The 26,034-nt window shown below is 62.4% G+C and carries 24 protein-coding genes and 2 pseudogenes; 11 read left to right on the plus strand and 15 right to left on the minus strand.

Annotated features, from left to right (window positions below; genetic code table 11):
- The first annotated feature begins 4 nt into the window (after nucleotides 1-4).
- The 10 genes and pseudogenes from WKW80_RS21070 to WKW80_RS21115 all read left to right on the plus strand — a co-directional run.
- Nucleotides 5-505, plus strand: coding sequence for a TetR/AcrR family transcriptional regulator (locus WKW80_RS21070; protein ID WP_340365523.1), 501 nt, complete (start codon nucleotides 5-7; stop codon nucleotides 503-505).
- Between the two features lie 184 nt (nucleotides 506-689).
- Nucleotides 690-1,541 (plus strand): p-hydroxycinnamoyl CoA hydratase/lyase, encoded by an 852-nt coding sequence (locus WKW80_RS21075; protein WP_340365597.1) that lies wholly within the window; start codon nucleotides 690-692, stop codon nucleotides 1,539-1,541.
- A gap of 2 nt (nucleotides 1,542-1,543) precedes the next feature.
- Nucleotides 1,544-3,640 (plus strand): acetate--CoA ligase family protein, encoded by a 2,097-nt coding sequence (locus WKW80_RS21080; protein ID WP_340365524.1) that lies wholly within the window; start codon nucleotides 1,544-1,546, stop codon nucleotides 3,638-3,640.
- A gap of 13 nt (nucleotides 3,641-3,653) precedes the next feature.
- Entirely contained in the window at nucleotides 3,654-5,117 is a 1,464-nt protein-coding gene (locus WKW80_RS21085; protein WP_340365525.1) for an aldehyde dehydrogenase family protein, read from the plus strand.
- A 14-nt stretch (nucleotides 5,118-5,131) separates the two neighbouring features.
- A complete protein-coding gene (locus WKW80_RS21090) occupies nucleotides 5,132-6,313 on the plus strand; it encodes an acyl-CoA dehydrogenase family protein (RefSeq protein ID WP_340365526.1) in 1,182 nt (393 codons plus the stop codon).
- A 24-nt stretch (nucleotides 6,314-6,337) separates the two neighbouring features.
- Nucleotides 6,338-7,540 carry an acyl-CoA dehydrogenase family protein gene (locus tag WKW80_RS21095; RefSeq protein WP_340365527.1) on the plus strand — a complete coding sequence of 401 codons (1,203 nt, stop codon included), beginning with the start codon at nucleotides 6,338-6,340 and terminating at the stop codon, nucleotides 7,538-7,540.
- A gap of 11 nt (nucleotides 7,541-7,551) precedes the next feature.
- A complete protein-coding gene (locus tag WKW80_RS21100) occupies nucleotides 7,552-8,724 on the plus strand; it encodes an alcohol dehydrogenase catalytic domain-containing protein (RefSeq protein ID WP_340365528.1) in 1,173 nt (390 codons plus the stop codon).
- Between the two features lie 26 nt (nucleotides 8,725-8,750).
- On the plus strand, nucleotides 8,751-9,554 hold the full coding sequence (locus WKW80_RS21105; protein WP_340365529.1) for an IclR family transcriptional regulator: 804 nt from the start codon (nucleotides 8,751-8,753) through the stop codon (nucleotides 9,552-9,554).
- A 140-nt stretch (nucleotides 9,555-9,694) separates the two neighbouring features.
- A pseudogene (locus WKW80_RS21110) lies at nucleotides 9,695-10,101 on the plus strand (IS21 family transposase); the annotation flags it as partial.
- Nucleotides 10,088-10,237: pseudogene (locus WKW80_RS21115) on the plus strand (AAA family ATPase); the annotation flags it as partial. The pseudogenes WKW80_RS21110 and WKW80_RS21115, both read left to right, overlap by 14 nt.
- 234 nt (nucleotides 10,238-10,471) lie before the next feature.
- Here WKW80_RS21115 and sorU read toward each other — a convergent pair.
- From sorU to WKW80_RS21190, 15 genes are all read right to left on the minus strand, one after another.
- Nucleotides 10,472-10,765, minus strand: a complete 294-nt coding sequence (sorU, locus tag WKW80_RS21120; RefSeq protein ID WP_340365530.1) for a SorU family sulfite dehydrogenase c-type cytochrome subunit — start codon at nucleotides 10,763-10,765, stop codon at nucleotides 10,472-10,474.
- 65 nt (nucleotides 10,766-10,830) lie between these two features.
- A complete protein-coding gene (gene sorT, locus WKW80_RS21125) occupies nucleotides 10,831-12,033 on the minus strand; it encodes a SorT family sulfite dehydrogenase catalytic subunit (RefSeq protein WP_340365531.1) in 1,203 nt (400 codons plus the stop codon).
- An 80-nt stretch (nucleotides 12,034-12,113) separates the two neighbouring features.
- Complete coding sequence (locus WKW80_RS21130) at nucleotides 12,114-13,166, minus strand: YeiH family protein (protein ID WP_340365532.1); 1,053 nt, start codon at nucleotides 13,164-13,166, stop codon at nucleotides 12,114-12,116.
- 88 nt (nucleotides 13,167-13,254) lie between these two features.
- The gene (locus WKW80_RS21135) at nucleotides 13,255-14,265 is read right to left on the minus strand and encodes an Ldh family oxidoreductase (protein ID WP_340365598.1); all 1,011 of its coding nucleotides are present in this window, start codon (nucleotides 14,263-14,265) and stop codon (nucleotides 13,255-13,257) included.
- On the minus strand, nucleotides 14,265-15,197 hold the full coding sequence (locus WKW80_RS21140) for a hydroxyacid dehydrogenase (protein WP_340365533.1): 933 nt from the start codon (nucleotides 15,195-15,197) through the stop codon (nucleotides 14,265-14,267). The genes WKW80_RS21135 and WKW80_RS21140 overlap by 1 nt, the downstream gene beginning before the upstream one ends.
- A 133-nt stretch (nucleotides 15,198-15,330) precedes the next feature.
- Complete coding sequence (locus WKW80_RS21145) at nucleotides 15,331-16,203, minus strand: Bug family tripartite tricarboxylate transporter substrate binding protein (RefSeq protein WP_340365534.1); 873 nt, start codon at nucleotides 16,201-16,203, stop codon at nucleotides 15,331-15,333.
- A 189-nt stretch (nucleotides 16,204-16,392) separates the two neighbouring features.
- Nucleotides 16,393-17,568, minus strand: a complete 1,176-nt coding sequence (locus WKW80_RS21150) for a UxaA family hydrolase (RefSeq protein WP_340365535.1) — start codon at nucleotides 17,566-17,568, stop codon at nucleotides 16,393-16,395.
- Nucleotides 17,569-17,597: 29 nt separating this feature from the next.
- The gene (locus tag WKW80_RS21155; RefSeq protein WP_340365536.1) at nucleotides 17,598-17,879 is read right to left on the minus strand and encodes a UxaA family hydrolase; all 282 of its coding nucleotides are present in this window, start codon (nucleotides 17,877-17,879) and stop codon (nucleotides 17,598-17,600) included.
- Between the two features lie 114 nt (nucleotides 17,880-17,993).
- Nucleotides 17,994-18,995, minus strand: coding sequence for an alcohol dehydrogenase catalytic domain-containing protein (locus WKW80_RS21160; protein WP_340365537.1), 1,002 nt, complete (start codon nucleotides 18,993-18,995; stop codon nucleotides 17,994-17,996).
- Nucleotides 18,996-19,033: 38 nt separating this feature from the next.
- A complete protein-coding gene (locus tag WKW80_RS21165) occupies nucleotides 19,034-19,801 on the minus strand; it encodes an SDR family NAD(P)-dependent oxidoreductase (protein ID WP_340365538.1) in 768 nt (255 codons plus the stop codon).
- An 11-nt stretch (nucleotides 19,802-19,812) separates the two neighbouring features.
- Complete coding sequence (gene hpsN / locus WKW80_RS21170) at nucleotides 19,813-21,126, minus strand: sulfopropanediol 3-dehydrogenase (protein ID WP_340365539.1); 1,314 nt, start codon at nucleotides 21,124-21,126, stop codon at nucleotides 19,813-19,815.
- A gap of 114 nt (nucleotides 21,127-21,240) precedes the next feature.
- Nucleotides 21,241-22,290 (minus strand): ABC transporter substrate-binding protein, encoded by a 1,050-nt coding sequence (locus tag WKW80_RS21175; protein WP_340365540.1) that lies wholly within the window; start codon nucleotides 22,288-22,290, stop codon nucleotides 21,241-21,243.
- A 46-nt stretch (nucleotides 22,291-22,336) separates the two neighbouring features.
- A complete protein-coding gene (locus tag WKW80_RS21180; RefSeq protein WP_340365541.1) occupies nucleotides 22,337-23,134 on the minus strand; it encodes an ABC transporter ATP-binding protein in 798 nt (265 codons plus the stop codon).
- A gap of 33 nt (nucleotides 23,135-23,167) precedes the next feature.
- Nucleotides 23,168-23,950, minus strand: coding sequence for an ABC transporter permease (locus tag WKW80_RS21185; protein ID WP_340365542.1), 783 nt, complete (start codon nucleotides 23,948-23,950; stop codon nucleotides 23,168-23,170).
- Nucleotides 23,950-24,786 (minus strand): ABC transporter permease, encoded by an 837-nt coding sequence (locus tag WKW80_RS21190; protein ID WP_340365543.1) that lies wholly within the window; start codon nucleotides 24,784-24,786, stop codon nucleotides 23,950-23,952. Before WKW80_RS21190 ends, WKW80_RS21185 begins: the two co-directional genes overlap by 1 nt.
- 139 nt (nucleotides 24,787-24,925) lie before the next feature.
- Between WKW80_RS21190 and WKW80_RS21195 the strand changes: the two genes are divergently transcribed.
- On the plus strand, nucleotides 24,926-25,954 hold the full coding sequence (locus WKW80_RS21195) for a LacI family DNA-binding transcriptional regulator (protein WP_340365544.1): 1,029 nt from the start codon (nucleotides 24,926-24,928) through the stop codon (nucleotides 25,952-25,954).
- The last annotated feature ends 80 nt before the right edge of the window (nucleotides 25,955-26,034 follow it).

Consider the following 26,034-nt stretch of genomic DNA (forward strand, 5'->3'; position numbering starts at 1 on the left):
GGCGGTGGGGCGCTCTTCCGGTGCGTTCTATCGGCACTACGAGAGCAAGGAAGCGTTGCTGCACGAGTTGTTGGGCGAGTTCAAGCAGCGACTCACGCTCGAAGTGACGAAGCCCATGCAGGCGAACGAGGATCCGATTCAGAACCTGCTCCAGCGCACGGGCGCGTTCTGGCGCGTGTATCGCGAGAACTGGCCCATCGTCACCGCCGCGTTCCAGCTCTCGATGCGCGACGAAGGGTTTGCCACGGCGTGGCAGTCGGCCAGACAACAGGGCATTCGCGCCATGGCCAGTGTGATCCGGCAGGCACAAGCGCTCGGCCACGCGCCTGGCATGGATGCGGACCTCGCCGCCTCGGCGCTGTGTTCCATGCTGGAATTCACTTGCTACAACTGGATGGCGACACGCGGCGACTTCCCCAATCGCGACATCGACGACGCAACGGCGATCGAGGTCCTTTCCCAGCTGGTGGTCCACGCAATCGGCTGGCGCACGAGCCTCAAGTAACCGGTCCGGATGCGGGCGGCTCCGTCTGCATTCGTGTTCACCAATCGGACAACGGCCTAGCCCCTTGCAGGCAGCGCCGGAAGAATCTCTTCCTTTAAGCCACGCCGCCGTAATTCCGATAAGCGCACAACAGATTGGCGATCTCTCGGAACTCCAGCGGTCCGATTTCCAGACAGGAGCAATCATGATCAACCAGGTGGAACAGCCGACAGAAGAAGAGAATCCCGTCCTCGTCGAGTTCGAGGACGGTATCGCGTGGGTGATCCTGAATCGCCCCGACAAGCGCAACGCGATGAGTCCCGCGCTCAACAAGCGCATGATCCAGGTGCTCGACGAGCTCGAGACCGATCCGCGTTGCAAGGTGCTCGTTCTCACTGGCGCAGGCGATTCGTTCACTGCTGGCATGGACCTGAAGCTGTTCTTCCGTGATGCAGAGCAGGCCCACACGCCCGAGCGCCTGATCCAGATCCGTCGCGACTTCACACAGTGGGCGCAGCGCCGCCTGCAGGGCTACATGAAGCCGACCATCGCGATGGTGAACGGATGGTGCTTCGGCGGTGGCCTCACGCCTCTGGTCTGCTGCGACCTAGCGATCGCCTCTGAAGACGCGCAATTCGGCGTGTCGGAAATAAATTGGGGCATCATTCCCGGCGGCAACGTCACGCGCGCACTGGCCGCGACGATGTGCCGCCGTGATGCGCTGTACTACATCATGACCGGCATCCCGTTCAATGGCCGCCGTGCGGAGCAAGTCGGGCTCATCAACGAAGCGGTTCGGAAAGAGCAGCTGCGCGAACGCACGATCGAGCTCGCCAAGATCCTGATGCAGAAGAACCCTTCGGTGCTTCGCAACGCCAAGCAGGCATTCATCAACGGCGGGGACATGCCGTGGGATGTGGCGGAGGACTACCTCAGCGCCAAGAACTTCATGAGCATGATGCAAGACCCCGAGAAAGGCCGTGCGCAAGGCCTGAAGCAATTCCTGGACGACAAGAGCATCAAGCCTGGCCTGCAAGGCTACAAGCGGGAAGCGTAACGATGGTTTCGATGCAAGTGGACCGCCTGCTGGCGCCGAAGTCGATCGTGGTTGTCGGCGCGTCCGCGCGCCCGGAAAGCCCCGGCGCCCGTGTCTTCGCTGGCCTGAAGCGCCTGGGCTACGAGGGTGCGATCTACCTCGTCAACCCTTCGCGCAAAGAGCTCGACGGTCACCCTTGCGTCGCGAGCATTGCCGAAGTGCCTCAGGGCGTGGACCTTGCCGTGCTTTGCGTACCCAAAACCGCCGTGCAAGCTTCGCTCGAAGAGTGCATCGCAAGGCAAGTCGGTGCTGCTGTCGTCTTCGCCGCAGGTTATGCGGAGCAGGACGCGGAAGGCACGCAGGAGCAGGAGAAGCTCGCACGGACCGCTCGCGACGCAGGTGTTGCTCTGCTCGGTCCCAACTGTCTCGGCTTTGCGAACCTGCAGGCGCGCGTGCCGATCACGATGGTGAACGTGGCCAAGCCAGCCTCCGATGCGCCCGGCATTGCGATCATCGCGCAGAGCGGCGCGTTCATGTCGTCGCTCTACGCGAGCATGGCGCTCAAGGGCATTCCGGTTTCGTCGATCGTGTCCGTTGGAAACCAGGCGGTGCTTGGCGTTGAAGACTTCATGGAGCGTTTTATCGACGACGAGGCAATCAGTGTCATCACGGTGTTTGCCGAGCGCCTGGGTGAGCCGCAACGCTTTCTCGAAATCGCGGCCCGCGCTCGCGCGCGGAAGAAGCCGATCGTGCTGATGCACACGGGCCGCAGCAGCAAGGCGCGCGACGCGGCGCAGTCACACACCGGCGCGCTGGCCGGCGACGATGCGATCATGCGTGCGCTGGTGGCGCTCGAGGCCGTAATCCTGGCCGATTCCATCGATGAACTGGCCGACGTTTCAGCGCTCGCCGCGATGTTCCGTGAAGCGCCGACCAAGGGGGTGGGCGTTGTCACGAATTCAGGCGCACTTCGCGGCATCACGTTCGACTTCTGCGAGAGCATGGGTCTTGACGTGCCGGCGCTCGAGCCTGCGACTATTGCCAAGATGGCGGCGCGCCTGCCTGCTTTCGCCGTTGCAGAAAACCCGATCGACGTCACCGTTCAGGCCATCGCCGAGCCGGATTTGATTGGTACCGGCGCCAGGGCGCTGCTGGACGACCCGAACATCGGCAGTGCGGTGCTGGCCGTGCATGCCGGCAAGGAGGCCGCCGAGTACGCGCGCCTTGCAGGGCCGATGCTGAAGAATTCGCGCAAGCCGGTGGCGTACGCACTTCTGGGCGAAGGTGCCCCGCTGTCCGCTGAACTTTCGCAAGCGCTTCGTGAAAACGGCATTCCAATGTTCCGTTCGGTCGAGCGCGCACTTGGCGCAGTAGCACGGCTGACCGCGTATGGCAACGCATGTCTGCGTGCCGCGCGCGTCGCGGACCGCGCTGCCAAGGTACCGGCACTCGCAGGTTCGGGCACGCTGACCGAGTACGAGAGCAAGCGCTGGATGAAGCAACTCGGCGTGCCAGTGCCCAAAGGTGAACTCGCGACCAACGTTGAAGACGCCAGGCGCATTGCCGCAGAAATCGGCTACCCCGTCGTGTTGAAGGCGCAAGCGTCGGCACTCGCTCACAAGAGCGACGCTGGCGGCGTGATTCTGAATGTGGGTCACGACGCAGCACTGCTGCACGCGTGGGACGAGCTGCACGCAAATATCCGCCGCGCAAAGGGCGATCTCACGCTCGACGGCGTGCTTGTCGAAACGATGGCGCGCAAGGGCACGGAGCTTGTCATCGGCGTCAAGCGTGACCCCGACTGGGGGCCGGTGATGCTCATCGGCCTCGGCGGCATCTGGATCGAAATCCTCAAGGACGTCCGGCTCATGCCGCTCGACCTCTCGGAAGACGCCATCGTGGAGGAACTCGGAAAGCTGCGTGCCAATGGCGTGCTCAAGGGCGCACGCGGTGCGCTGCCGGCGGATGTACGAGCCGTCGCACGCATCGCCGCTGCGCTCGGAAAAGCCGTGCTGGCCACGCCACAGATCGCGGAGATTGATCTAAATCCCGTCATCGTCTATCCAGAAGGCGAAGGCACGATCGCCCTCGATGCGCTCATCGTCACCACCACTTCCTGAAGCTGAATCGAACATGAGCTACCAGCCAACCGCCAGGCATTGGATCAACGGCGAGTTCGCCACTACGGGTGTCGAGCGCGCCGCGATCAATCCCGCCAACGGTGAAGTCATCGGGTGCTACTTCGACGGAGGCGTCGCGGAAGCGGAGCATTCCATCGCTGCCGCAAGCCGCGTCTTCCGCGACAGTGAATGGAAGAATGACGGCGCGCGCCGCAGCGCTGCACTCGGTCATCTGGCCAATGCTTTCGAAAGCCGCGCCGACGATCTGGCCGCGCTGATCAGTTTGGAGAACGGCAAGATCGCGCCCGAAGCACGGTTCGAAGTGAGCATGCTTTCGCGGACGCTCCGCTTCCAGGCGGGTCTCGCGATGCAGACGTTCGGCCGTGTGCTCGAATCCAAGCCGGGCTCGATGTCGATGGTGCTTCGTGAGCCGATCGGTATCTCCGGCCACATCATTCCGTGGAACTCGCCCGCCGTGCTGTTCGTGCGATCAATCGCGCCGGCACTGGCCGCGGGCACGACGGCGGTCGTGAAGATGCCGTCGCAGTGCGCACTGGTGGCAACGTTGATGGCGGAGATCATCGCCAGTGTGAATGAGCTTCCCAAAGGCGCGGTGAACATCTTCATCGAGAGCGGCTCCGAGGGCGCCCGCCACATCGTGGATTCGCCGCTCGTCCCGGCGGTCAGTTTCACCGGCAGCACGGCGACCGGCCGCGCGATCGCGCAAGCAGCCGCGCCGCAGTTCAAGCGCCTCGGACTCGAACTGGGCGGCAAAGGCCCGCATCTGGTTTTCGACGATGCGGATCTCGAGTCGGCATTGCCGAAAATCGAGAAATCGCTGACCGTGTTCGCGGGCCAGTTCTGCATGACAGCCGGCCGCCTGCTGGTGCAACGCGGCGTTGCCGATGGGGTTCGAGAGCGTCTTGCAGCGCGACTCGAAGCCGTGACGGTCGGACCTGCGAGCGATCCAACGAGCGGCATGGGCCCGTTGATCGACAAACGCAGCGTCGAACGCGTCGAGCAGATGGTGAAGGAGGCGATCGCCTCCGGTGCCAAGGTCATTCTTCGTGGCGGCGCTGTGACTGAAGGCCCGCTCGCTTGCGGCGCCTTCTATCGCCCGACGCTGCTCGAAATCTCCGACCACTCGATGCGCATCGCTCGCGAGGAGGTCTTCGGGCCGGTGCAGGTGCTGCAGGTCTTCGATACGGAAGAGGAAGCGATTGCCCTCGCCAACGACAGCGAATACGGTCTCAGCGCCAGTGTTTGGAGCCGCGATGCGGATCGGGGCATGCGCATTGCGCGCAGGCTGGAGACGGGACTGGTGTCGATCAACGACTGGATCAACTTCGGCGTGCAGTTCGAGATCGGTGGCGTCAAGGCGAGCGGCCTGGGGCGCATGGGGGGCCTTGGCTCGATCGATGGCTTCCTGGAATACAAGCAAATCGGCCACGTCTATCGGACAGCTGGCGTCGTCTAGACGGGAACAGGATCATGAATCTCAATTACTCGGACGACCAGTCGATGCTGCGCGAAAGCGTGCAGCGATTCCTGCGGGAGAAGCATTCCTTCGATCACTTCCGCAGGATCGAGGCCGCGGGGAAAGCGCACGACGTCGAACTCTGGCGCTCGTTTGCGCACTTCGGCTGGCTCAGCGTGTCGATCTCCGAAGCGCACGGCGGTCTTGGTGGCGGCGCGGTGGAATCGGCAATCGTCTCCGAGGCGCTTGGCAGCGCCCTTGTCCTCGAGCCCTATGTTCCCAGCGCCGTGCTCGCAGGCGGCTTGGTCGATCAGCTGGGGACCGAGGCGCAATGCGACGCGTTTCTCCGCCCGTTGATGGAAGGCACTGCGTTGATGGCGTTTGCGCATGACGAACGCGCCGCGGGGCATGACCTTTCGCGCATCGCGACGACGGCAGTTCGTACCGATTCCGGATACCGCATCGACGGCGCCAAAGTCATGGTGCTTGGCGGAGTTTCCGCGGACACTTTCCTTGTCACGGCGAAAGTTGGATCGAGCGCTGATGGCAGCAGCAAGATCGGCGTCTTCATCGTGCCCGCGAATGCGAAGGGCGTGCTCTTGAGCTCATTCCGCACGGCGGACGGCGGAGAGGCGGCTGATGTGCAATTGAACGGCGTGATCATCGATGCCAATGCGTTGCTTGGCGGTCGCGACGATGTGTCCGACGCTGTGCTGCTCGCACTGGATCTTGCCGCCGCCGCCATGTGCTGGGATGCGGTCGGAGCGATGGATGCACTACTCGCTGCGACCGTCGCCTTCACGAAGCAGCGCGTGCAGTTCAGCAAACCGCTTTCCAGCTTCCAGGCGCTGCAACACCGCATGGCGGAGATGGCTATGAAATGCACCGAGGCAAGGGCGACTGCCTTGCTCGCCTCGCTCAGCCTCGAAGCGCCGACGGCCATGCGCGTGCGCGCCGTGTCAGGCGCGAAGGCAAAGATCGGCCGCGTGTCGCGCCATGTTGCACAAGAGTCAATTCAGCTGCACGGCGCGATGGGCTTCAGTGACGAATTGCCAGTGGGCTGGTGGTTCAAGCGGCTGTTCGTGTTCGAGAACATTTACGGCAGCACGAGCGAGCATCTCGAGCGATATCGCCAAGTTGTGACGCAGCCGGCCCTTCAGGCCGACTCGTTGCTGCGGTCACCAGCTGCGCCCTGACAAGAAAAGAAAGAGGAGCAATTCATGGACCTGTTTCTTTCCCCCGAAGAGAGCGCGTTTCGAGATGAAGTGCGTGCATTTCTCGATGCCGAACTCGACGTGAATCTTCGTCGCGCCGAGCGGTTGAATCCGTGCTTCATCGCCCACCCGTCCTATGGCCTCAAGTGGCAATCGAAGCTCGCAAAAAAAGGATGGGCTGTGCCCATGTTTCCGCCCGAGTATGGCGGCCCGGAATGGACGCTGACTCAGCGCTATATCTTCGACCAGGAGTGCGAGCGCCAGGGCGAGCCGCGCTTTCGCACGCAGGGCATCAAGATGCTTGCGCCCGTGCTGATGCGCTATGGCACACCTGAGCAGAAGAGTCGTTACCTTCCGCGCATCGTGTCCGGAGAAGACGTATGGGCGCAGGGCTACTCCGAACCGGGCGCAGGTTCTGACCTGGCTGCACTGCGAACGAAGGCCGTGCGCGACGGCGACGACTACGTCGTGAATGGCTCGAAGATCTGGGCGAGCATGGCGCACGAGTCCACTCACATCTTCAGCCTCGTGCGCACGTCCGACACGGGCAAGAAGCAGGAAGGCATTACCTTTCTGTTGATGGACCTGAAAACGCCAGGTGTCACCACGCGGCCGATTAAATCGATCTGCGGCAGCCACGAATTCAATGAGGTCTTCTTCGACGATGTGCGGGTGCCTGTCGCCAATCGCGTGGGCGAAGAAGGCTTCGGCTGGGAAGTGTCGAAATACCTGCTCGAGTTCGAGCGCGGCGGCAACCCCGCGGGAGGTCTTCTGCGCGCCTGGCACGGAAAGCTGTTGCGCCTGGCTTCCGAGCTTGGCGCCGATGGAAAGCGCGCGATCGACGATCCGGTGCTGGCCACGAAATTCGCCGAGATCGGTTGCGACATCGACGCGAACGACATGATCGAACTCATGGCGATGTCGAAAGTGCTGACGGGTGGCAACCCAGGCGCGATCCCCTCTTCGGTGATGAAGATCGAACGCAGCCGGATCCGTCAGGCGATCAGCGAGCTTGCTGCATTGGTCGTGGGAATCGACGCCATCCGCTGGGAGCCGCGGCGGCCCTTCACGGATCTGCCTGAAGCTTCGGAGATCGAAGAGGAGCGGATCGTTGCGTCGGCGATTTACTTCAATTCGCGTTCGCAGAGCTTGCTGGGCGGCTCGAACGAGATCCAGCTCGAGATCATTGCGCGCGACCTGCTGCGTTAAGGAGGATAAAGATGAACACCACCCTGGCACCCGTTCCCGAAACCATGGTTGCCGCGCGGCTGCACGCGATCGGTGAACCGCTCAAACTCGACCGCATTCCCGTTCCCAAGCCGCGCGCTTTCGACGTGCTCGTGCAGGTGACAGCCTGCGGCATCGTTCCGAACATGCGGCGCGTCATCGGCAACTTTTTTGGCACGCAAATGCCGGACGCCAAGCTCTTCCCGAACTTGCCGGCGATCTTCGGTCTCGATCCGGTCGGCGTGGTCGCAGAAGTCGGAGAGTTCGTGACAGGCGTCAAAGCCGGCGAGCGCGTGTATGTGAATCCGGCGCGAAGCTGCGGCTCGTGCAGGATGTGCCGCACGGGCCGCTCGATCGATTGCCCGGTCTTCACGTTCCAGGGCTACTTCGGCAGATCGCGCGAGCTGATGCAGGCTTACCCCTACGGCGGCTTCTCCCAGTACATCACGGCGCCTTCCAACTCGCTCGTGAAGCTGCCCGCGTCCGTCAAGGACGAAGAGGCGGGGCGCTTGGGCTACCTCGGCACCGCCTATGGCGCAATGAAGCGGATCCACATCGGTCCGGGCGAAGTGATCCTGATCAATGGCATTAGCGGCACGCTCGGCTTGTGCGCGACGCTGATAGCCTTGGCGATGGGTGCAACGAAGATTCTCGGCACCGGGCGCAACGTCGAGTTGCTCGAACGCGTGAAGGCCATTGCGCCCCATCGTATCTTCGTGCACGCAGTAAAAGACATGCCCGACGGCACGCCCGATCCTTTGACGGATCCTCTGCTGTTGTGGGCTCGCGAGCAAACGGGCGGCTGGGGCGTTGACGGAATGATCGACTGTCTGCCACCTGGCGCGCCGGCGAGCACCATGCTGCGCGCACTTCACACGCTGCGCCGCGGCGGCATGGCTGTAAATGTTGGTGCGGTCTCGCAAACGCTTCCGCTCAACGCATTCTGGCTGTGCGCCAACCGCATTGCGCTCGAGGGCTCGGTGTGGTTCTCGACCGCGGAAGGCGAAGAAATGGCGGCGATGGCGGCGGCCGGCAGTCTGGATCTCACGGTGTTCAATCACCGGCGAGCGCCGATGTCGAAGATCGACGAAGTGTTGGAGCAGATGTCCTCGAGCAAGGACGGCGGCTTCGCGAACTACGTGATCGACCCGGCGCAGGTCGACTGACCATTCAGCTTGCACAATCGGCACGTATGGCAGACAACGTGACTGCGGCCGATGCCGGTTCACTCAAACGGGGCGTTCAGCTTCTGAAACTCCTTGCGACCGCGGGATCGCGTGGACTGTCGCTCACGCAGATCGCGGACCGCGCCGCTCTGCCGCACCCCACGGTGCATCGCGTGCTTCGCCAACTCGTCGAAGAACGACTGGTGGCGCGCAGCGACGAGCTGAAGCGCTATCGACTCGGCCCGCTCGCCTACGAGTTGGGCATGGCCGGCGCGACGATGTACGACCTGCGCGACATGTGCGATGGTGCCATGCAGGCGCTCTCCGCAGAGACGACGGACACCGTTTATCTCGTCGTGCGAAGCGGCTTCGAAGCCGTGTGCATGCATCGACTCGAGGGATCGTTCCCGATTCGCACACTGGTGCTGGATGTGGGAAGTAGACGGCCGCTTGGCGTAGGCGCAGGCGGCCTTGCGCTGCTCGCTGCGATAGAAGATGAAGAGCGCCACCAAATCATCGAGCGCGTGAAACCGAAGCTGAGCGCATTTGCGAAACTCACCTCGGAGGAACTCGAGCACGCGTGCGCGGCGACGCGCAAGCGCGGGACTTCTCTGATACAGGACACCATCAATCTGGGCGTTAGTGCGGTAGGCCGGGTGTTTCGCGATTCGATGGGGCAGCCTATGGGCGCGATCAGCGTTGCGGCGCTATCGCATCGGATGCCGGCTCAGCGGTGCGAGCGGATCGCGGAGTTGCTGAAGGATGCCGTGACGGATGTTGAGCGACGGATGAGGGATAAGAGCAGGAATGGATGGGAGACGGGGAGCTGACTGGATGCTCGGGATCGGGCCACCGTGGTGAGGGCTTCGGTCGGCGTTGGACAAGCGTGACACGCTGGTAGGCATCCGCATAGTGCGGCAGTATTGAAGGGAGCCTCGGGACCGGACTTCATCGGTGAAGTTGAGCTCGCCGCCTGAGCAACGCCGGCGAGACGCGGTATGACTGGCAGCACTACATCCCGCTGCTGCGGAGGAAGCCCGGTGCGCTGCGGAATGGGGCGCCGTTCGCCGACATGCCCGAGCCGCTGCAGAGGCTGCGCCGAGGGCTGCTGCGTAACCCGGGTGGCGAGCGTGTAATGGCACAGGTGCTGGGTATCGTGTTGAGCGCGGGACTGGACGCGGTGCTGGTGGCGGTGGAATTGGCCCTGGAGATCGGGCTGCCCGGTAAGGTGAGGTGCTGGGGCGCCTGAACCCGGTGCCGACGTCGACGGCTTCGACGCAGTTGAAAGTGAGCACGCCGCTGCTGGCTGACATGGCGCGCTATGAAAGTCTGCGTGCCGACAACGCCACCGAGGAAGCCGGCCATGACGACGCGTGACGTAACGGTTGAACTCAAGGCGCTGCGTCTGCATGGCATGGCCGGCGCCTGGGCCAATCTGGTGGAGCAAGGAACGAACGCAGTACTGGAGTCCCCGCGATGGTTGATCGCGAATTTGCTTTGCGCGGTTGCGACGTGTCAGATTTACGGGTCTTCCGCACCTATGGACTGGAGTCCATAGGTGCGGAAGACCCGGATTCGTTTTTTGGACGGTCGGCGGGTGTAGGCACGTTGGGCAGTTGCGGCGAGCGCTTGGGCTGCATGACGACGACCACCACCAGCTTGCCGGAGTTCATCTGTGGGAGCAGGCGGCGCACCTTCCAGCGCGGGCGACATTTCGCCCCCAAGCGCGGCAACCGCCTCCGAGCAGTCAAGGATTCCCTTGCGTGACCGTCGAGACGTAGCGCGCAAGCGCTGTGACCTGGGCGTCCGTGAGTGCGGTGAACGCTGGCATGGCACCCATTCCGCTTCGAATGACCCGGGCGATGCGGGCAGCATCAGGCTTGAGGTCGTCCAGATCCGGCCCGATTTGCCCGGTCGATCCGGCGTCTTTCAACGTGTGGCAAAGCGCGCAGGCCGGGACGGATGCTGCCCCGCCCTTGAAGATCTGGCGCCCTTCCGTGAGGGCTGGATCGGCCGCGAAAGACGGCGCAGCGACCGCCAATCCCGCCAACGCCAAAGCCAGCGTTGCTGGCGCCGCAAGCCTTCCTGGCCGAACAGTTACGCGGCTCATGCGACGGTCACCGTGACGGCGTGATCACGCCAGCTGCTGTTGAGGTAGCCGGCCTTGTTCTCGATGCGCGTCTCCGGCTGCGTGCGTCCCTTGACGTCGGTCACGCGGCTGGCCAACTGGTGGCTGCCAGAAGTCAGGTCAACAGTGGCTGCGAATTCGCGCCACGCAAATCGACCCAGATCGGGACCCACAAGCGCTGCCACCTTCCACGTCGCGCCGCCATCCGTCGAGACCTCGACCTGCTTGACCGCGTTCGTTCCTCCAAACGCGACGCCCTTGATGACTGCTGCGCCCGCGCGCAGCGTACCGCCTTCAGGCAGCGGCGAATTGATCCAGGACTTGGGCGGCATCTGCCACACCGAAGGATCCGCGGGATTCATGGTCTTGGCATTCGGAGCGCTCATCCTGTAGTCGGCCTGCTGGATCGACGAGTCGGACTCCGCATGCGTGAACCCGACGCGCTTCACGTACTTGATGCTGTTGACGCCGGTGAAGCCGGGCACGATCAGACGCAGGGGTCCGCCATGGGCCAGTGGGATCGGCTGACCATTGAGTTCCCACGCCAGGAGCGCGTCCTCCATCGCGGCGACGGGTACGCTGCGCTCGATGCGTGTCTTTGGATCGAGGCCTGCCGGGATGACCTCGCCGCCTGTCCCGGTCAGGAACTTTGCGCCGGCATCCATGCCGCCGAGTTCACGCACCAGGGCACGCAACGGCACGCCAGTCCACATGACGCAGCCCGCGGCACCGACCTGCCAGGGCGTACCCGAAGGCTTCGACGGGAACATCCCGCGACCGTTGCCACTGCACTGCAAAACCATCGTCACCGTCTCGGTCGGCATCTTCTTCAGGTCGGCCAGCCTGAAGGCGCGCGGGCGGCGCACGCCGTCGACCTGCACTTCCCAGGCGTCCCTGTCGTTCAGGATGTCGGCGCTCGGCGGCGCAATGTTGTTGCGCACGTAGAGGTGTTTGGCCGGGGTGATCACGCCGTCGCCCATGGCGCTGCGGCGCAGCTCGATGGTGTTCGGGCTGTGCACGATCATGGCGCCCGCGTCCTTCCACGCCGCGAAGGCGGGCAAAGGCCGAGCCGCCTGTGCAAGTGCCGATCTCCAGGGACCGAGACTTGCCATCGCTGCGGCGGATGCCGACACCCCCAGCAGGGCTCGGCGTAGGGGATTGACTGCGAAATGAAGAGACATTCGAATGACCCAAGGGTTGATGAAGATGTTCTAGATGATCAACGCGCCAGTCGCTCTTGAAGACCTATTCGCTTCGCATTTCAGTGCCGCAGCAAAATGACAGCCAGAACAAAACCAGCGATCCAGACTGTCTCGATCAAAATCAACACGAGCGGCCTCCAGCCCGCGCGTGCCAGTTGTGCGAAGCTCGTCTTCATGCCGAGCGCCGAGATTGCGGCGACCAGACACCAGCGCGAAATGTCGTTGAGTGCGCCCAGCATCGGCGAGGGCAGCGCGCCAATGGAGTTGAGAAGAACCATGGCGACAAACAGCCACAGGAACCAAGGCACCAGCGCTTGCTTCGCGGGGGTCCTTCCGGCTCCAGTTCCCACAAGTCCTCGTTCCCTCGACTTCTTGAACGCCGCCGCCACGATGATGACAACCACCGTCAACATCGAGACGCGGAAGAGCTTCACGATGGTTGCGATGTCCCCTGTTTCATGGTTCAGCGTGTAGCCGGCGCCCACCACTTGTGCCACGTCGTGAATGGTTCCGCCGAGAAAGAGGCCAGCAAGCCCGGGGGGCAGGTGCAACGCGCGCGCAATCAGGGGATAAAGAACCATCGCGACTGTCGACATCACTGTGACAGTGACGACGAGCATCAGGGTAAAGCGATCGCCGTCCTTTTCACGCGGAAGAACCGCCGAGATCGCGAGCGCAGCCGAGGCGCCGCAGATCGCCACCGCGCCGCCGGAAAGTACACGTTGAGCGCGCGTCATACCGAGCCGCTGGCCCACGACAAGGCCGCACAGGATTGTCGTGACGACGGCCGCGATGACCGTCAACGCGGTTTCCAAACCCAAGCCGACGATCTGTGCTGCAGTGATGCGTGCGCCGAGCAGTCCAACGCCCAGCCGCAAAACGGTACGCGAACAGAACTCGATGCCCGGCTTCGTCTTTGGGTCATGGCTCAGATAGTGGAACGCGACGCCGAACAACAAAGCATACAGCAGTTGCGGGCCGCCATGGAGCGACGATACGAAGGTGGCCGCGAGCGCGATGACGCATGCAAGCGCGGCTCCTGGGACGCGCGTTGAGGCTTGCCTCCAAGCTCCTTTCGCTCGACCGGAGAGATCAGGCAGGACAGCGTTCATACAACCCATTTCCCACTCAAAAATGCGGGCGCGAACGAAGCCGGCGAAGGCGCTTCGCTGAGTTCGAGGCCAGCGTGAACCGCGCCGTTCATGACGGCAATCCCACCAACGCCAGGATCGGATCGAGCGTTGCGGCGGGCACTTCTATGCCATGGGATTGACTCTTGCTCGCGAGGTCAAAACGGCGGTAACCAGGCACCCGAACGCCCGAATCCGCCAGCATCGCTTCGATCAACGCCTCGACGCGCGAGAAGTAAATCGAAGAGCCGGATAGCGCCGATGGGTCGATCACGATGAACACCTGACCCAGCTTGGGGCGGTTTCCCTCCTTGACGAAAAAGGAGTCCGCTTCTGCGCCGTACTGGGCGCCCGTGAGTGAAGTGACCAGCAACTCAACGATCAATGCAAGCATGGCGCCTTTGGAGCCGCCAGCCGGCAGCATCGAGCCTTCCAGTCCCTTGGCGGGGTCGGTCGTCGGATTGCCTTCGACATCGAGTGCCCACCCGAGCGGAATGGGTTCGCCCTTCTTGGCTGCGACCATCAATTTGCCCCGAGCAACTTCGGACAATGACAGGTCGACGGTCACCGGCCGGGCTTCCCGCCGTGGAAACACCGCGGCGATAGGGTTCGTACCAAACAGCGCGCTCCGGCCACCGGCGGCCGGCATTGCAGCGGGGGAATTGCCGAACGCCAGACCGACAAAGCCCTTGGCTGCCACGGCCTCCAAGTGATAGGCAGCAGCGCCAAAGTGGTGGCTGTTGGTGACCGCACCAATGGCAATGCCGCAACTTCCGGCGCGCGAAATGGCTTCTTTGACGGCGAGCTCGCAGGCGGCAAAGGCAAAGCCATCGCACGCATCGACCAGCACTGCACCGGCGCGTTCGGCCTGGATGCGCGGACGAGCGTTGCCGACGACTCGACCCGCCTTTATGTGGCCGGCATACATCGGCACGCGCGAGAGACCGTGCGAAGGCAGCCCCTGCGCTTCCGCGCTGACCAGGGCACGCGCTGTCGGCTCAGCTTGGGCTTCAGAGGCCCCCGCGCTCTCCAACGCGCGCTGGGCGAGCGTTCTCAGTTCTTGCAGGCTATGGAGCGACATCATTGATCCCCCAAAGCCTTGGCCACTTCGGCCGCGATCATTGTGGACACGCGCGTGTTGGCCTCGGCCGTCACCCCGGCAACATGAGGTGTCAGGATCACATTGCGGCAGCCGACCCACGGGTTGTCCGCCCTGAGCGGTTCAGGCTCGAACACGTCAAATGCCGCGCCGCCAAGCGCACCTGTTTTGATCGCCGCGGCGATCGCGAGCTCGTCCGCGATCCCGCCCCGCGCCGTGTTGATGACGATGGCCCCACTCTTCATCCTCGCGATGCGCTCGGCCGACAAGAGATTCCGGGTCTCGGGCGTCAATGGCACATGCAGGCTGACCGCATCGGCCTGCGCAAGCAGGTCGTTGAGGTTCACTCTTTCGACGCCGGTCAGAGCCCACACCTTGTCGTCTTCAGGCAGCATCGGGTCGTACGCGACAACCTGCATCCCGACGTTCTGCGCAAGCCGCGCCGTGAGTTGGCCAATGCCGCCAAAGCCCACCAGCCCGAGCGTCTTGCCCGCCGCCTCGCGGCCGTTGGAGAGTTGCACTCGGGGCCATGCCCCGTTGGCCACCTCGCTGCCGCATTGATACACACCTCGCAGCAGCACCATGCAGGTGCCGATCACATACTCGGCAACGGCCAACGAGTTTGCTCCGCTGGCTGGGATGACGGTGATGCCTCTGGTCGCACTGGCCGCGACGTCGATGTTGTCCAGGCCAACGCCCAAGCGTCCCACGACGACCGCCTTTTTACAGGCGTCGAGGAGTGCTCCGCGCATCTGCGTGCGATTGCGCACCACGACTGCGTCGGCGTCTACTACTTCGACCAGAAGTCTGTCCTCGTCATCGACCAGGCTTGGGTCGTAGACAACGTTGAAACCCTTGCGCAATGACGCCACCGCTGGCAGATCCATGAACTCGGTAATGACGATCTTCTTCATGACAAACCTGAAATGAATGTGTTTAGCAATCGCAGAAGGAACCGTCGCAGGCGTCTCTTGCTTCTTGCCAAGGAGAATCGTCGCGAGACGGAGAGATTGGGCGTGGACATTGGGATGAAACTGACTTTGAGAGCTAGTCAGCATGGATTCCGCGAGCCTTGATGATTTCGCGCCAGCGGGCGACGTCCTTCTCGATCACACGCCCGAACTCGACAGGACCCAGACCCGTGGGCGTGAAGCCCATGCCTGTCATCTTGCTGCTGACATCAGGCAGCTTGACTGCCTTGACTGCGTCCGCCGCAACCCTGTCAACGATGGCCGATGGCGTGCCTGTTGGCATCACCAACCCAGTCCAGTTTTCGAGTTCCATGCCACCCAGGCCGGCTTCGGCAAAAGTGGGGACATCAGGCAGCAACGCGTGCCGCTGCGCCGCTGTGACGGCCAGTGCGCGCAGCTTGCCGGCCTTGATATAGGTAGCAGTTTCTGGAAGATTCGCCACGATGAAATCAAGCTGGCGGCCCAGCAAGTCATTGATCGATGGCGAGCCGCCCTTGTAAGGCACGTGCTGTGCGCTGATCTTCCCGTTGAGCACAAGCAGTTCCAGTCCCAGATGCGGCGGAGTGCCGTTACCGGAAGACCCTCCGTTGAGAGACTTGCCTTTTGCATTGGCGAGGAACTCAGCCAGTGTGCTCGCCGGGTTCTCGGCATGCACCACCAACACCAGTGGGCTGTTGGCAAGATGTGCCACGGGCGTCAGATCCTTCGTCAGGCTGTAGGTCAAGTTCGTGAAAAGCGACTGGTTGACCGCATGCGTGAGCGTGATGGCCAGCCATGTATAGCCATCGGGCGGCGACTTGGCTGCAAGCTCGGCGCCAAGGTTGGCGTTGGCACCCGGCTTGTTGTCAACCACCACCGGCTGTGCGAGCGACTGGCTTGTCTTTTGGCCGATCAGGCGCGCCGTGACGTCGGTGAGACCTCCCGCTGCGAACGGCACGATGTAGCGCACCGGCTTGTTGGGGTATTCCACCTGGGCCGACGCCCGCAGAGGAAATGCAGCAAGCCCTGCCGCGCCCGCGAATGCCGCTAGCGCGTGTCGACGAGTATTCATCCGGCTCTCCAAGCAAAAGGAGGCAAACCATGAAGGAGCATTGCCGCGCAACGGCCCTAACAGGCGCGTTGCGCAACACCACTTGGATCAAGCGCTCTCGAAGAGCCTCGTCATCACGAATTCGCGGTGTCCGAGTGCTTCTGCAGCCGTGAAGCGCCCGTTGACCGTGCGCAACATCATTTCGAGAAGCTGGTCGCCGGTCTGGTCCATGGTCCGCTCGCGCTGCAACAGGCCCGAGCAATCGACGTCGACGTGTTCGCTCATGGTTCGCACGGTGCGCGGATTGGCGCAGATCTTGATGACCGGCACGATCGCGTTGCCGATCACGTTTCCCTGGCCCGTCGGGAAGAAGTGCACCACGTAGCCCGAAGCTGCACACAAGGTGACCATTTCTGCCGCGGCCGACGACGAATCCATGAACCAGAGACCCGGATGCGTGGGCCGCTCGGCCTTGTCCAGGACACCATCAACCGTGCACTTTCGACCGATCTTCTGAATGTTGCCCAGCGCCTTTTCCTCGATGGTGGTGAGACCGCCAGCGATGTTGCCCTTGGTCGGCTGGGACTCCGAGAGATCGGTCGTCTTGTTGCGCTGGATCATGTCCTGGTAGCGGTCGAACATCTTCATGAAGTCTTCGCGCACCTTGTCGTTCGCACAACGCGCCGCAACGATCTGCTCGCCGCCCGTCAGCTCCGATGTCTCGCCGAATACCAGCGTCGTGCCGAGCGCATGCAGCTTGTCGAACGCGTCTCCCACCGTGGGGTTCGCGCCGCAGCCGGACGTGGTATCCGACTCGCCGCATTTGGTGGAAACCCAGAGATCCGAAATGGGGCATTCAACCCGCTGAATCTCGCTGGCATGCTGAACGTACTCCCTGGCAGCTTTGGACGCCTTCATGATGGTCTCATGATCGCCGTGACCTTCGATGCCGAAGCCGACAACAGGCTTGCCGGTTGTCGCGATGCCGTCGACCACCTTCTTCGTCCAGCCGTCCTCGATTCCAATGACGACGACGGCCGCCACATTGGGATTGCAGCCGGCGCCGATCAGGGTCGCAAAGTGCAAGTCGAGGTCGGCGCCGAACTGCAGGCGCCCATAGGGATGAGGGATCGCCATCGAGCCCTTGACGTTGTGCGCCACGGCCTCGGCCGCGGCGTTGGACAGATCGTCCAGCGGAAGAATCACGACGTAGTTGCGCACGCCGACGCGGCCGTTTTCACGGCGATAACCCCAGAAGGTGGTGTCTTTGCTGATGATTGACATGGGAGATCCTTTGACTTGGTTCGAGTGGCTTACCAGCGCTTGGTCTTGATGTTCTGGACGTGGGCGTGTTCGCCGGTCTTGACGGCGGCGATCACCTTGCCGATGTCCGTGCCGTACTTGATGACCGTATCGCCCACAGCCAGGTCTTTCATCGCAACCTTGTGTCCCAAGGGGATGTCGGACTTGCAGGGGATCTGGATCGTGCGGTCCTCGTCGAGGATCAGCGCAGTGAGGACCTGACCGGCCTTGACGCCTTCAGTGACGACGACAGCGACGCTGTCGTCGGGATCGTGCAGTACGCAGTGAATCATGGGTTCTCCTTTAAGAATGAGAGGGGGCAGAAAACAACTAACACGTGGTCTGGGGGTACACCTACGACGTCAAGCTTTTCCTTCTGTCCGATGGGGTCGACGTGGAGGAAGGGCTCAGGGAACGAGAACGATCTTGGCTGCCGCGGTACGGCCCTGATCGAGGTCCTCGAACGTGCGAGGACCTTCAGCCAACGGGCGTTGCTCCACCCAGCTCAGTTCCCCGAACATGCCGTCGTTCAGCGCGGCGACCGTCGCCCGGAGGTCAGCCGTCGTATAGGTATAGGTGCCAAGCAGAGTGATCTCGGCGAGGGTCAACTTGCGCATGTCGATCTCACTCGACCAGTCCTGCAAGCCCACATGCATGATCACGCCGCCGGGCTTGATCGCGACCAGGGATTGCTGCCGCGTGACGACTGCGCCGACTGCGTCGAACACGAAGTCGAACTGGTTCTCGCCAGGCGCCTCATTGCGGGGGTCAAGGACGCTGCATCCGATATGAGCCTGCAGGGCTCCTCTGCGCAAGGCGTTGGGTTCGCTCATCGTCAGGTGAATCACCCCGAGGCGCTTCAGCAGCAGACCGGCGAGCATGCCGATCGCGCCGCCCCCGATCACCAACACCCTGCACTCATGCATCGGACGCGGAAGAACTCGCATTGACAAGTTGATGGCATGCCAGGCCGTCGCGGCCGGCTCGGTGAGAGAGGCCGCCAGATCCGGCATGTCCTGCGGCATCGCGATGAGGGAGGCCGCAGGAATGCTCATGAACTCTGCATAGGCACCTGGGCGAGTCATGCCTACCATCGTTCGGGCGCTACACAGGTTGTTGCGCCCTTGCACGCAGTAGTCGCATACGCCGCATGTGATGAGCGGATTGCCGGTGAAGCGGGTGCCACGCTCGAAGCCGGCAGCGGCGGTCTCGACGACTGTCCCGACGAATTCGTGTCCGAGCACCAGGCCGGGCTTTCGGCGAGGATCGTGTCCGTGCCATGCGTGCATGTCGGAGCCGCAGATCCCGACAGCATCGATTTTGAGTACCACTTCGCCGGGAGCCATCTCGGGAAAGGGGCGATCCTGCATTTGCAGTTCTTTGGGCCGGGTGTAGACCAGTGCCTTCATGTTGCGTTCCTCGGATATAGAATTGATCGCTACGTGACTCACCGAGCGGTGAATCCTCCGTCGACCATGAGCGTCTGGCCGGTGATGTACGCGCTGGCATCGCTCGCCAGGAAGACGGTCGCTCCGTAGAGATCTTTCAACTCTCCGTTCCGTCCCATGGCGGTCTGTTCGGCGTTGCGCTGGGCAAGTTGCGGGTCTGCAAACACAGGCGCTGTCAACGCTGTCGGAAAGAAGCCTGGACCGATGGCATTGCAAGTAATGCCGTAGCGCGACCACTCTTGTGCGGTGGCCCGCGTCAGTTGCACCACCCCGCCCTTTGCGGCGCCGTACGGCGCGCTGTTGGCGAATGCCCGATAGCTCTGCAGTGAAGCAATGTTGACGATGCGGCCCCAGCCGCGCTGCTTCATGCCGGGTGCCAGCGCCTGTGTCATGAAGAACGGCGCGGCGAGATGCAAATTGAGCTGTGTCTGCCAACTGGCGGGCGTGACTTCGACAAATGCCTCCCTGAAGTTCACGCCCGCGGCATTCACGATGATGTCCACGCCGCCCAGCTTGCCTTCAGCGATGCGAGCCGCGTCCGTGACCGCAGCCGGGTCTGCGAGATCCGCAGCCACCGAACTCACAACGATCCCCTGAGCACGCAGCCTCTCTTCCGAAGCATTCAGTTCCGGCTGCCGTCGAGCCATCAGCAGAACGTGCGCACCCGCTGTGCCCAACGCAAGCGCCATGGCTTCGCCGACACCGGAGTTGCCCCCGGTGACGACGGCGCGCCGTCCGGTCAAATCGAAAAGGTGCGACAAGCTCATGATTTCTTACCTCAGGCGACGACGGGTTCGCCGAGTTCGAAGGTCTGCCCCGGGAAATACTTGGCCAATCGGTCGTCGGCAGTGCGCGCGTGCGCTTCCATTCCTTCGAGGCGCGAGATCCGTGCCGTGACCTCCGCGATCTCGCGAGCACCCTCACGCGTCATGCGTTGCCACGTAAGCGTCTTCATGAACTTGTGCACGGACAGACCGCCTGAATAGCGAGCAGCGCCTTTGGTGGGCAGCACGTGGTTGGGGCCGCTCGTCTTGTCGCCGAAGGCCACGGTCGTTTCCTCCCCCAGGAAAAGCGATCCATAGCAGGTGAGGTTCTCAAGCCACCAGTCGAGATCCTTGGTGTGAACTTCCAGATGCTCGGAGGCATATTTGTCGGACACGACGACCACTTCCTCGCGCGTGTCGCACACGATCACCTCCCCGTAGTCGCGCCAGGCGGAAGCGGCAGCATCCCGGGCCGTCGGAGGAAGCGCGTCGATCAGCGCGGGAATACGCTGCATGACGTCCTGCGCGAGCGCCTTCGAGGTCGTGAACAACCATGCGGGGGACTCGTGTCCGTGCTCGGCCTGGCCCACCAGGTCGCTCGCAACCATTGCCGAGTCGGCGGTCTCATCCGCGATGACGGCCACTTCGGAGGGGCCCGCAAAGACGTCGATCCCGACCTTGCCAAAGAGCGTGCGCTTGGCTTCGGCGACGAACTTGTTTCCGGGGCCCACGATCACATCGGCCGGCTTTCCGGAGAACAGGCCATAGGCCATGGTTGCGATGGCCTGTACCCCGCCCAACGTCATGATGACGTCCGCACCGGCCCGGTCGAACGCATACATGAGGTAGGGGTGCATTGGCCCCCCGCGGAACGGTCCCGAACAGGCAATGATGGTCTTCACGCCCGCGGCCTTGGCGGTCGCCACGCCCATGTAGGCCGACGCAATATGGGCGTATCGACCGGCCGGTGCATAGCACCCGGCCACGTTCACCGGGAGCACGCGCTGGCCAGCCGTAACGCCTGGGTGCAGGCCCACGGAGAACTCTTGCATGGAGTCCCGCTGCGCGACCGCGAAGTCGCTGACCTGCTTGATCGCGAAGTCGATGTCGCGACGAACCGATGCCGGCACTTCTGCGGCGCGACGATCGATCTCCTCGCGGCTCATGACGATCTCGCCATCCCACGAGTCGAGCTTCTTCGCGTATTCGCGAACGGCGGCTTCGCCGCGAGTTCCGATCGCCGAGAGCATCTCGGTCACGACTTGCTGTGCGGTTCCGGTTTCCGTTTCGGGGGTTTTGTCGGCTTTTTTCAAGTAGATCACGGTCATTTCGATCTCCGGTGTGCGGCTGGGACGGCCGCTTGAAGGTCCCATTATGTAAGCGCTTACAGATCAGGCAAAAGTACTGGCCAAGGGGCTGCTACGCTCCTGACTAGCTTGAAATCACTTGGTGCGGTTTGCGAACTCGCGCAGCTTGGGGTCGGCGCTGAGGCGCTTCATGTAGGCCTCGGTGATGTACGTGTTCGACGCCGGAACGTTTTGAATGGCGCCTGTGCCCCGCATGAAGTTGGCGATCTGGCCGAACCACGCATCCATTTCCGATTCGCCCTTGGTGCGATCCATGCGTGCCAGTTGCTGGTCGAGGTTGAAGGTGGGTCGAATCGCAAACTCCTTCTGCAGGGACGCGTCGTTGATGTGCGTGCCGCCTTCTTCGTAGAACTTGCGCATCATTGCAACGGCCTCGCTACGGTTCGCAGTCATCCAGGACCAGGCGCGCAGATAGACCGCCAGGAACTTGGCGACGTTCTCTGGATTCTGGTCGGCGTAGTCGCCCCGCGCGACCAACGCGCCGGGAACCATGACTCCACCATCCTTGCCCGAGCACAACTTGACTGCACCGGCCTTCTCTTCCACCTGATACGTATTGGGTGCCCACAACCCTGCGAGCGAGCCACCGCCAGACGAAAGAGCAGAGATGATCTCAGCCTGCCCCATGTTCTTGATGGTGACATCCGTCTTCGACAACCCGAATTTCTTCAGGCATGCCTGCACGGCGAAATCACCCGTGGAATTGCTGGTCAAGAGAATGGTCTGACCCTTCATCGATGCAGGGTTCTTGACGAACTGATCAGCGCTTGCCTTGCTGACCATCAGCGCATTCGCGTCGGATTCATCGTTGGTCAGGCCGACCGTCTTGACCCCGAAGCGCAGGAACCCCAACACGGCCGGCACTGAGCCCGTACCGCCCACGTCCCAGGACTTGGACGCAGCCGCGGCCATCTGCGGCACGCCAGCGGGAAAGACGCTGAAGACGGGTTTCAAGCCGACTTCGGCCCACCAGTTCTTTTCAGTGGCGACGAAGAATGGCAAGGCCCAATACAAGGCCGGCTGATAGCTGACCTTGATTTCAGTGAGCTCCGACGGCTGCGCGTGCGCTCCCAGAGTCGCGCCGACTGCCACTGCGGAGAGAAATACTTTTTTGATGCCGTTCATGGAATATTCCTGGTTGAAATTGAGCGCCAATGCGAGGGCATTGAAGTCAGTGGACGTCTTGACCCTGCTGCTCTCGCAGCAGCTTCCAGATCTGTGTGCGCAGGTGGACGAAGGTGGGCTGATCCATCACATCTTCGATGCACGGCAATGCGTCCCACTGCTCCGCCTCTCGAATCGACTTGATGTCGATGATTTCGCGAATCGACCCTGGGCGCCTGGACATGACAACCACCCGGTCAGCCAGGTAGACGGCCTCTTCCACCGCATGGGTGATGAACAGCACGGTACGAGGGTGCCGACGGGCCAACCGTACGAGCTCTTCTTGCATGACCACCCGTGTCTGGGCATCCAGGGCACCGAAAGGCTCGTCCATCAGGAGGACCTTCGGGTCAAGGACGTAGGCGCGGGCGATGGCCACACGCTGCTGCATCCCGCCGGACAGCTGATGCGGAAATGCCTTCTCGTAGCCCTTGAGGCCCATCAGGTCGATGTACTGCTCGATGCGCTTCGTGCGCTCCTTGGCGGGAACGCGCAACGAGTGCAATCCGAATTCGATGTTGTCCCAGACCGTCTTCCATGGAAACAGCGCGAACTGTTGGAAGACCACGGCCCGATCTGGCCCAGGCTTCGTGATCACTTCACGATCCACCTTGACGTCGCCTCCGCTTGGATGCTCCAGGCCCGCGGCCATGCGCATGCAAGTGGTCTTTCCGCAGCCCGAGGGACCGACGATGGCCACGAACTCGCGGTCTGCGACTTCCAAGTTGACCCCTTTGAGCGCAACGAAGTTCTGACCGCCTTGGCGGAACGTGCGCTCTACATTGTTGAATTCGATGGTGGCCATGTGTCTCCTTCGATTGCGGTTGTGTCGTGGCTGTCAAAGGCCGCGACGGGCTTCTATTGCTTGCTGCATCCGCCGCAGCATCACGTCGATGATGGATCCGACGACGCCGATGGCGATCATTCCGCTCATCACTGTCGCGGTCGAAAGACCGGCTTGTCCTTTGACCATGAGATACCCGACCCCACTGGACGCAACGATCAGTTCGGCACCCACCAATGATTGCCAGCCGAGACCCGCGGAGATTCGAAGGCCCGACACGATCGATGGCACCGCCGCCGGCAGCATGACCTCGGTGATGCCGCGCCACGCACCTGCTCCGAGCATGTTCGAGGCTTCGATGTATTTGCGATCCACAAACTTGGCACCGCGATAGGTGTTGATCAGTACCGGGGGCAATGCGCCCATGAAGATGATCAACACCGGACCGCCGATTCCCGTTCCAAACCACAGTGCGGCAAACGGGACCCAGGCAATGGGTGCAACGAAGCGAACTGCCTCGAACACGGGTGCCACGATCTTGTCGATGGCTCGGAACCAGGCCATCAACAGTCCCAGCGGGATGCCGACTGCGACTGCAAGAGCGAAGCCCAGGAGGAACCGGCCCAAGCTGGAGAGCAAATGGTTCTGCAGGGTATTGCCGGCAAAGGGATGGTGAGTCAACTCGATGAGGCGCTGCAGGACATCCCATGGCGTCGGCAGGAAGGTCCGAGGCGCGATTCCCGACAGCGCGGCAATGCTCCAGAGCAGTACGAAACCGGTGGTGCCCATGACGCTGAGCATCCAGAAGCGGCCCGCAGGCAGAGGTGGTTGCAACATCACTGGGCCCTCCAAGGCATAACGCGACCTTCAATCCAACCTAAAGCGAGCGTCATCAACCATCCGCACAACGCCACACTGATCATCCCGACAAGAATCATTGCGGTGTAGATGTCCTGCGCACCTTGATTCAGGATCTGTCCCAGCCCCGCGACCGCTCCGACCAGCTCGGCGGCCACCAACGTGGTCCAGGATGCTTGCAGCGACAAGCGCAGACCGGTGAAGATGCTCGGCAAGGCGCCTGGAATCAACACCTCTTTCCAGTACCGCCATCCCTTCACATCCAGCATTGCGCTCGCCTCGAGCAGCGGCTTGTCGATTTGACGAACTCCGCTGAAGCTGTTGATCACCGATGGCACAAACGCCGCCACGAAGATCACCATCACCTTTGCCGAATCCCCGAGACCGAGCCAAACGATCGCGAGTGGGATCCAGGCCAACGGAGGAATGGGACGCAGGAAGAGGAACGCGGGATTCACGAGGGCCTCGATCGTCCGGCTTGAGCCCATGGCCAGACCGAGTGCGACGCCAAGCGACGATGCGACGACAAAGCCAACGGTCACCAGCGTCACGCTACGGATCACGTGCTCATGCCAGCGGGCGCTGCTGTAGCCCTCCAGGAGGATTTGTTGCCACGCGACCCAGGTCTCCGACGGCGAAGGAAAGCGGACGTTGGAGATCAGGCCGGTGCCGTCGGTGACGGCCCACCACACCAGCAGCAGCGCACCGATAGCGATGAGTGCGCGCCGCGCCGATCCAAAAAATACCGCGACGCCTGAACCCCAGCCGGAAGCTGCGGCGGTGCGGCGCTGGTGCATCAACTGTGCAGGGGTCACTGTGGGGTCTCCGTTTTGTAAGCGCTTACAGTATCTCCGCTCGAACTGCGCGGCGTCAACAGTTCGGCTTTGCCATCTCGTAGGGGATTTCCCGCTCCCATGTGTGCTGAAATGGCTTGTAAACGCATACAGTATTGATATGGAAACTCGAGAAAAAACCGCGCCCACCATCAATGACGTCGCTCAATTGGCGGGCGTGTCCACGGCGACGGTGTCGCGTGTACTCAATCAGCCCGACTCGGTCAGAGACGCGCTGAGCAAGAAGGTCCTCGGCGCGGTCGCACGCCTTGGCTACGTGCCCCACGCCGGCGCGCGCGCCCTGATGTTGCGCCGCACCGGAACCGTTGGCGCCGTCTTCCCGACGGTCGACAACGCAATCTTTGCGAAAGCCATCGATGCCTTGCAGCGACGCCTCGCGCACTTCGATGTTCACTTGCTGATCGCGACCAGCGGATATGACCAGGAGAGCGAAATGCGACAGGCGATGAATCTGGTCACGCGCGGCGTGGATGCACTCGCTCTATGCGGCTTCAGCCAGCACCCCGACCTCCTGCTCTTCTTGCGCAAACGTGGACTGCCCTGCGTTCATGTCATGGTGCATGAACCCGACAATGAACTCATGAGCGTTGGGTTCGACAACGCGGCTGCGACCGCGCGAGCCACCCGCTATTTGATCGACCTGGGCCATCGCCGTGTTGCCATGCTCGCGGGCATTACGCAGTCCAACGATCGCGCTCTGCAGCGCGTCAACGGCGTGAGGCAGGCCTTGGCGACAGCAGGCTTGGAATTGCCGCCGGCGCGTCTGGTGGAACGGCCGTACAGCCTGTCTGAGGCTCGGGAGGGCTTTCGCCAACTGATGGCTCAACGCCCAGCCCCCACAGCCGTCGTCTGCGGCAACGACGTACTCGCCTTTGGAGCGCTGCGCGAGGCCCAGTCGATCGGCCTGGATGTGCCGGGGGATGTTTCGATCGTTGGCTTTGATGATCTGGACATGGCCAGTCACATGCAACCCGCGCTCACCACAATGCGCGTTCCGACCGAAGCGATGTGGTCAACCGCGGCAGATCGCTTGCTCGCGTCGCTTGCTGGAGAGACCCCTCCTCGCAATACTGAAGTTGAGGTTGCGTTGGTCGTGCGCGAATCAACGGGGCCAGCAAAAAAAGAATAGCTCGCCGCCAAATTGGTCTGGCAAACACCGGGTGCGTCACTGTGCCACCGTTCGTCTTGCCTGATGCCTGAAGCCGGAAG

Origin of the sequence: Variovorax humicola (genome assembly GCF_037889915.1) — a bacterium.
Taxonomy (GTDB): domain Bacteria; phylum Pseudomonadota; class Gammaproteobacteria; order Burkholderiales; family Burkholderiaceae_C; genus Variovorax; species Variovorax humicola.